This window comes from Oceanobacter kriegii DSM 6294, assembly GCF_000422845.1.
In the GTDB taxonomy this organism is placed as follows: domain Bacteria; phylum Pseudomonadota; class Gammaproteobacteria; order Pseudomonadales; family Oceanobacteraceae; genus Oceanobacter; species Oceanobacter kriegii.
In genome coordinates this window covers 1-5256 of record NZ_AUGV01000033.1, presented here as the reverse complement: position 1 = coordinate 5256, position 5256 = coordinate 1, and the positions used below count along the sequence as shown (strand labels likewise).

At 46.6% G+C, this 5256-nt stretch carries 7 protein-coding genes; 4 read left to right on the top strand and 3 right to left on the bottom strand.

What is annotated here, in order from left to right:
• Nucleotides 1-101 precede the first annotated feature (101 nt).
• Nucleotides 102-416 (bottom strand): helix-turn-helix domain-containing protein, encoded by a 315-nt coding sequence (locus G516_RS0113195; protein ID WP_281168039.1) that lies wholly within the window; start codon nt 414-416, stop codon nt 102-104.
• 154 nt (nt 417-570) lie between these two features.
• Between G516_RS0113195 and G516_RS0113190 the strand changes: the two genes are divergently transcribed.
• A complete protein-coding gene (locus G516_RS0113190) occupies nt 571-768 on the top strand; it encodes a hypothetical protein (RefSeq protein ID WP_028294048.1) in 198 nt (65 codons plus the stop codon).
• Here G516_RS0113190 and G516_RS23975 read toward each other — a convergent pair.
• On the bottom strand, nt 758-2029 hold the full coding sequence (locus G516_RS23975) for a hypothetical protein (RefSeq protein WP_051219414.1): 1272 nt from the start codon (nt 2027-2029) through the stop codon (nt 758-760). The two genes, G516_RS0113190 and G516_RS23975, sit on opposite strands and share 11 nt — an antisense overlap.
• A 2-nt stretch (nt 2030-2031) precedes the next feature.
• Nucleotides 2032-3093: a nucleoid-associated protein gene (locus G516_RS22445; RefSeq protein WP_051219413.1), complete on the bottom strand. Its 1062-nt coding sequence runs from the start codon at nt 3091-3093 to the stop codon at nt 2032-2034.
• A gap of 391 nt (nt 3094-3484) precedes the next feature.
• Between G516_RS22445 and G516_RS0113175 the strand changes: the two genes are divergently transcribed.
• From G516_RS0113175 to G516_RS22440, 3 genes are all read left to right on the top strand, one after another.
• A complete protein-coding gene (locus G516_RS0113175; protein ID WP_028294047.1) occupies nt 3485-4135 on the top strand; it encodes a hypothetical protein in 651 nt (216 codons plus the stop codon).
• The gene (locus G516_RS0113170; protein WP_028294046.1) at nt 4135-4392 is read left to right on the top strand and encodes a hypothetical protein; all 258 of its coding nucleotides are present in this window, start codon (nt 4135-4137) and stop codon (nt 4390-4392) included. Before G516_RS0113175 ends, G516_RS0113170 begins: the two co-directional genes overlap by 1 nt.
• Before the next feature lie 376 nt (nt 4393-4768).
• Nucleotides 4769-5248 (top strand): hypothetical protein, encoded by a 480-nt coding sequence (locus tag G516_RS22440; RefSeq protein WP_051219412.1) that lies wholly within the window; start codon nt 4769-4771, stop codon nt 5246-5248.
• The last annotated feature ends 8 nt before the right edge of the window (nt 5249-5256 follow it).

The following is a 5256-nucleotide window of genomic DNA, read 5'->3' as shown; positions in this document are numbered from 1 at the left end:
AAGGTCGATCCACGCTACAGCCAGACGGTCCAATACCCACTGCGGGAGGTGCTCGGGCTCTCTGATGGCGACGTTGAATGGCTGCAAGACACCGTTTTAGCTCACTTGGATAAGTCTTGGTTGCGCGCTAGCTCAAGCGTTGCTGCAGCTACCGTGTCAAATAAAACACGCTGATCATCATTCAATGCCAGATAGCCCTCCAGCCATGGAGATATCGGCTGCTGCGTTTGCCCCATCAGCTCACCCACAGGCCATCCCGTTAGCTCGCTCAGAGCCAACAGATGGCTATGTGTGTACTCATCCATGCCACGTTCAACGCGTGAAACATAGCTGCGCGAGCAGCCTATAGCCGCGCCAAGTTCAACTTGGGAGAGCTTCATTCGCGCCCGAATCCGTCGGTAGCGATTAGCGGACATCATTAACTCAAACCGTCAACTTGCAAATCTGATAACTGAGAACTTGCGCACACTTATACAAAACACTGGTTCAGTAGGGAAATGTTGCGCCAATACGCGCACAGGAAATGAGTTAACGACCTATAGTTGGCCCGTTAATGACATGGAGGTAAATATGCAAGTTGTAAGGAACATGACGATTAACATCGACCATCATCATGCCCTTGAACTGAAACGCCAGCATCGCAGGCTTCGGGGGCTCATCAGTCAGTTGGAAAAAGTACAGCAAACACCAGACATCGAAATGACCATACTCGACTTGGATGAGATACACGCCGCCCTTGAGCGTTGTGTGCTGCACATCAGTAGATAGAGGAAGAAATTACAATGGGTGAAGTCAGAGATTTCACCCACAAAATTAAGTCTGCTAATTGCTCACCGCAACTAGAAAAGAAAAACCACAGAGCAGAGAAAGCCAGCAATGAATATAGTGCTACCTTAAAGGCAGAGAAATATCTCTTCTGATAGCGTATTCGATCTTCAACGGAGGCTTTGACATCAAGAACTTCCTTGTATTGAGAAGGAAATTTGCTTTTTAAACGCCTGATTTGTCCAGAGAATTCAGTGCCGGTAGCATCAAGTGTATGGTTCTGATTCTTGATGAGTGCCAGCATCATAATTGCATAGACCGATATGGCAATCAAAAGAAATAAATTAGAAAATAAAGACTGACTATTAGTAACACTCTGAATCTTAAAGGCAAGCAGTACCATGGAAACAGGAATGCCCATCATTTTACTGTGAACATCAGCAGCAATACCGTTGATTGATGAAATGTAATCTCGTTTCTTCTCTTCATATTCTAGCCTGACTTCATCAAACGAGAATTCACTCACAAATAACCGATAATTATCGTCAACTTGCTTGGAGAATAGTCCGAAATTTAGAAGCAAATAGCTAAGTCTATCTTTCTCCTGCACGCTCGAGAGGATGTTGTAAAGGCACTCTTTTAAAATGCTTTTCTTTTGCTCTTTCTGGGACTCGTCAGCAAATACCCCCTCGAATATACTAATTCCGTCAAGTCCATTACTTAAGTCCACCGGAGTGAATCTTAATGGGATATCAAGGCGTCCTTTATGAAGAAATATAAGCTTAGGGTCTGCTCCACTATCAAATGGCAAATCAGCATTGTCATTCAGAATGCCAACGAGAGTGATAACCTCAAGGTAATGCTTAAGCTTCCCTGTAGGTACAGTACACGGGTGCTGACAGTATTCGTCTATGATGTAAAAGTAATTGGGTGCCTTTTTTCTATGTGAGATCTTGGCAAGAAATTCATCCCACGTTTTATACAGGGGAACGCCAGCCTCTGAAAAATCATTGAACTTGAATGCCAGCTTAATGGCCTGGCCAATAAAATTGCCGATTTCGGAGATTTCATGCTCCTGATCGTTAGCATCCTGCACTATGGGTTCAGGCAAAGAGACGCTAACCCGGCTTTGAATGAACTCCAGATCGGCTTGAGACAACGAATCAATAGCAACAGAGAACTCATCCCAATCCAGGTTATACGAAACACTAGGGTATTGAGAGAACAGTTGACTAATGCTACTGATAAGATCGTCTTTGTTCATAATTAACTCTTGTCGTCTTCGCTGTTTTTTCTGGCCCTCAGATCCAACTGGGCTTTCAGCTCATGAGGAAGCTCATTAAAGGTTAGACTACCATTGTCTGGGCAATAAACAGCAACAGTGCCGTACAGCTTTATATCAAAGCTGATTGACACCTTATCGTTGCTGCCCTTATACCTCAGCATAGCACTCACTTCGCTCTTATCTGGCCTGATTTCCTCTGATACTTCATAAGGCTCTGCCTGTGCAGTAGAAAGAAAATAGCCTTTCTTTGATTCTTCAATATTATATCTTGCATCCAGTTTGTTGGACATATCACTAAGCCGAAAAACCTCATCTTCACCAGCATCCAAAACCCGATTGCACTCGCTAACAAAATACTGCATTGCCTCGGTAGAATTGTAATCATCAAAATTATGATGATTACAGTAATCTCTTATCACGTCGCGCAGCTTTCGCGTATCAATTTTTGTTTTTGTATATTCTTCACAACCAATAAAGTCAGCAAAATAATCAGTAACCGACTTGGCATTACTACCAATCCGGAATGAAATATATTTATTGGAACTACCGGACTGCCATTTGGTTATGTTGATTCGTGCAGCCATGTGAAGTTTGTCCACATCCAGACTTTCCACTTCCTCAAGGCTCAAATCATTTTCAAAAATCAACCCCTTCTTCTTGCGCAGTAAAACAACGGAGAGAAATTCCTGATCGTGGTGAGTGTACTGATTAAACCAGAGATAACCGGCTGTTTGCGATGACGACTTATCAAACTCTTTTATGAATATCTCAGTGGCGCTTTTTGTGAAGGTCACAAAATCAGCGAACTTGTTCTTCAGGTGGTTTTCGAGAAGCGTCACAAACTCTGGCGGCGGGGCATTAACATCTTCAGGTATTTTGAATGAGCCGGTTATTAATCCGGTACTCCCGAATAAACCATTCAACTGCGAAACCAGCAGCTCTGATTTATCATCAATCGGGTTTTCTAATTTGCGGTCATTAAGGGCCGCTTTCTTTTTGGACTCTTTAACGACTTCGTGAACGATGATGTGGTTGATTTTCATGCCAAGCCCTTGTGCCAGTAGGTGCAGATGAAAGGCTTGCCTTATTGTAGACGCCCTCCATAGTGTCCCGGCAAATTATAATTCAAACACGACCAAACAACACCTATTGACACCTAACAGCATTCCGACTTACCTTTGCAACTGAGGCGTCGAAACCTCATACAAAGCGGATAGCCAGCCCCGATAGCGTTGGATTTTTTGTGCCCGGCATTTATGCGCGGCTACCCCGTAGCCATATGTGCGCCGTTGGTGCATCCTCTCGTATGTCGGGAGGGCGACGAATACAACACCCTTCGGGGAAATAAGTCCGCGGTCCCTTTGTAGCCGTTTCGAACCTCCCGACGCCAAAACGGTTTTTTGGCATCTTCGAAAAAATACAAAGGAGGCCTTCATGGCCAAGCACATCACCCACGCCAATTGCTGCCATTGCGGCACCTGCAAACCAGTTGCAGAACTCAACGGCGTAGACACCATCACCGGCGACACCACCAACGCCTACTGCCGTAACCTGCTCGAATGCGAATCCCAATACGCCGACGACGTCAGCGACTGGGTGCTCAACGCCCTCGACGGCAACGTTGAAGACGACGAAAGCCCACAAGCCACCCCACCACACGCAATTCGAAACAACCCCATTACAAACATCGGCACCGCGTTCGACTACCTCGAAAACCGTACCCGGGTTGCCATCCAGCAATTGCGCCGGCAACAACTCAGCCCTGTCCAGGTATTGAATGCCATGACGGACTGCTGTCAGCGGGTGCTCAATGCGCCGGCAATGAAACAGTACGATCGCTGGAAACTTCAGTCCGAACTCAACCTGTTCAACCAGGTGTTAAGCACCTACCTGGAATACTCCACCCACAGTGCCAGCGCTGACATCGTTCTTAACGGCCTCCGCATTGCCCAGCAAAATGTAATCAGCGCACGTATACCGACGCAGGAACAGGTTGTCGCCAGTATGGATCGTGTGCGCGTTCTTGCTGTGCAGTTCCAGCATCTCTGCAAAAACGATCGCACAGCCCAACAAGGAACCCGCTAATGACTCAGGCACTGACAGATCAACGCCAGTGCCTGATCAGTCCTGAAAGCCTGCTGGAGCTGAAACGCCAGCACCGCAGGCTTCGTGGGCTCATCAGCCAACTGGAAAACGAACCGCAAACACCGGCGAACCACATGACGATCCTCGACCTGGACGAAATCCAAAGCCAGATCGCCCGGCAAATTTCTATCATTGAGTCAGGTGCTGAACACTTAATAATTAAAGGTGCTTTTTTAACCCGCCCTATATTATGCTGACGCAACCAATGTTTACCATCGTCAACAAATATTGTTGACAGATGTAAACATCCGGGGCTAATATCAGCTTATCAACATGAATAAGGAGGAAGCCTATCGACAAGAAACACCCCAATAAAAAGATCCGTGACGCCATCAAAGAGGCAGAAAATGCCGGATGGGTTGTAGTGGATGCAGGAAACTCAGCACACTCCTTCTGCAAGTTGCGCTGCGGGATTCCAGGACACACTGATCACATGATGAGTGTCTATAGCACCCCAAAGAACCCTGAAAACCACGCCGAACGGATTCTTAAGAAAATCAAGCAGTGCGCCCCCGAATAGGGGGCACTGTTTCAAGGGGTTAGATAGGCAATCCGTTATACGATGAGGTGGTTATGAACTATCAATTCACTCTGAACGTTTCTGGTGCAACACCAGAAACCGAAGACTTTGAAGACAAACTGTTTGAAGCCGGTTGCGACGATGCACTGGTATGCTTTTACGGCAGTAATCCGTACTTGGAATTTGACCGCGAAGCAGACTCTGCTTACAAAGCCATTACCAGCGCCATTGCCGATGTGCAAGAAGCTGGCTATCAAGTGGTTTCTATCGAGGAAGCCGGACAGGTCACCTTGTCTGGTGCAGCTCATCACTCACAGATCAGCAAGCAGGCATTGAACAACTACGCCCGAGGCAAGCGGGGGCCTGGTGGTTTTCCTGCACCTTGCTACGGCCTGCAAACTGGTACACCACTCTACAGCTGGCTGGCTATTACTGATTGGTTAGTCAGAAATGGTAAGGCTGGTGCAGCACTGGCAGAAGTTGCCGGTGCTGCAGTACAAATTGAAACGACGTTTCATGATTCTGTAGCCTAATATGTAAA

What these genes read in the sequence shown, in the direction of transcription:
- G516_RS22445 (WP_051219413.1), bottom strand. Translation starts at nt 3,093, where the DNA reads ATGAAAATCAACCACATCATCGTTCACGAAGTCGTTAAAGAGTCCAAA.
- G516_RS0113170 (WP_028294046.1), top strand. Translation starts at nt 4,135, where the DNA reads ATGACTCAGGCACTGACAGATCAACGCCAGTGCCTGATCAGTCCTGAA.
- G516_RS22440 (WP_051219412.1), top strand. Translation starts at nt 4,769, where the DNA reads ATGAACTATCAATTCACTCTGAACGTTTCTGGTGCAACACCAGAAACC.
- G516_RS0113175 (WP_028294047.1), top strand. Translation starts at nt 3,485, where the DNA reads ATGGCCAAGCACATCACCCACGCCAATTGCTGCCATTGCGGCACCTGC.
- G516_RS0113190 (WP_028294048.1), top strand. Translation starts at nt 571, where the DNA reads ATGCAAGTTGTAAGGAACATGACGATTAACATCGACCATCATCATGCC.
- G516_RS23975 (WP_051219414.1), bottom strand. Translation starts at nt 2,029, where the DNA reads ATGAACAAAGACGATCTTATCAGTAGCATTAGTCAACTGTTCTCTCAA.
- G516_RS0113195 (WP_281168039.1), bottom strand. Translation starts at nt 416, where the DNA reads ATGTCCGCTAATCGCTACCGACGGATTCGGGCGCGAATGAAGCTCTCC.